The organism is Streptomyces viridochromogenes (assembly GCF_001270495.1).
In the GTDB taxonomy this organism is placed as follows: Bacteria; Actinomycetota; Actinomycetes; order Streptomycetales; family Streptomycetaceae; genus Streptomyces; species Streptomyces viridochromogenes_A.
Map to the genome: position 1 here is coordinate 1 of NZ_LGUR01000076.1, position 1,290 is coordinate 1,290.

Here is a 1,290-nt window from a genome sequence, read left to right on the forward strand (position 1 = left end):
CCCCCCCCCGCCCCCCCCCCCCCCCCCCCCCCCCCCCCCCCCCCCCCCCCCCCCCCCCCCCACCCCGGCCCCGCCGCTCCACGCTCCCCAGCTCCTCCAGCAACCGCCAGACGATCTCCCCGTCCTTGCGCTGGGCCCACCCGCCCACCACCCGCCCGTTCCACCACACCGTCGGCCCCACATTGCCGCTGCGGTCGAACAGCGACGGCCACAGCTCCGGCGCCAGATACCACTCCCGCCGCTGCCACCCCATCGCCGTGGGGTCGAGCGCGGGCAGCAGCGCCGCCCACGGCTCCGCGGGCTCCGCCACCGGACCGACGTCGCCGTCGACGACGTACCCCGTCCCCTCGTCGAGGGACACGGCCTGCGCCCCCATCGCCGCCAGTGCCCGGCGCACCTCGGTCACCCGCCACCCGGTCCACCACTTGAGGTCGGCCTCCGTCGCCGGCCCGCACACCGCCAGCCAGTTCCGCAGCAGCTCCGCCTGTGCCCCGGCCACGTCCAGCTCGGGATGCTCGGGCGCCACCGCCCACCGGAACTGCGAGGACGTCCAGGAGCCCAGCGGCCGTCCCCGCACCACCTTCCCCTCGACGCCCATCACCCGCAGCAGCCGCGTCGAGACGGTGTGCACGCCCTCGTAGCTCTTCCCCGCCCCGTACAAGAACCGCTCGCGCAACCGCGGCTCGTCCTCGGCGAGTTCGGCCGCGGTCGCCTGCCCGCGCCGCGCGAGCGCGGCCAGCGTGGACTCCTCCACCTCCGCCAGCCAGGCCGCGTCCGGCGCCCCGGCCGTCGCCATGTGCTTGACCAGCGTGGCCCGTTCCCGGGCGGCGACCGTGAGGCCGGTCGAGGCGTGCACGACGGCCGTCAGACGGGTGGGGAACACGAACACGGTGTGCCGCATGCCGTGCATCCGGACCAGCGTCCGCTCCTCGTACAGCGCCCGCTCGGTCTCCTCGACGGTCTTCGCGGGCTCCGCCAGCCGAGCCCCCACGGCCAGGTACACGGTCGCCGGATCGGTGCCGTGCAGCGCGACGAGGGACTCGGCGACCTCCTCCGGGCCCCCGGCCCGCGCCGCCCCGGCCAGCCGATGCCGCTGCCCCAGCCGAGCGCGCCGCTCCGCCACCCCGACGTACCGCAGCCCGTCACCACCCATCGCGACCTCCGCCCATCCCGAACTCCACCCGTCACACACCAGTGACCGCATCCTCCCCGAGACCACTGACAACGGCCCCCGCCCGCACCGTCACCCCGTCACCCGATTGCCGTACCCGGCATGCGTCCACCCCAACG

Annotated in this window: 1 protein-coding gene; it reads right to left on the reverse strand. The window is 76.4% G+C overall.

What is annotated here, in order from left to right; translation table 11 throughout:
* Window positions 1-1,153 (reverse strand): winged helix DNA-binding domain-containing protein (locus tag ADK36_RS09475; RefSeq protein ID WP_107086843.1); only part of this gene is annotated, 1,153 nt, incomplete at its 3' end.
* Window positions 1,154-1,290: the final 137 nt, after the last annotated feature.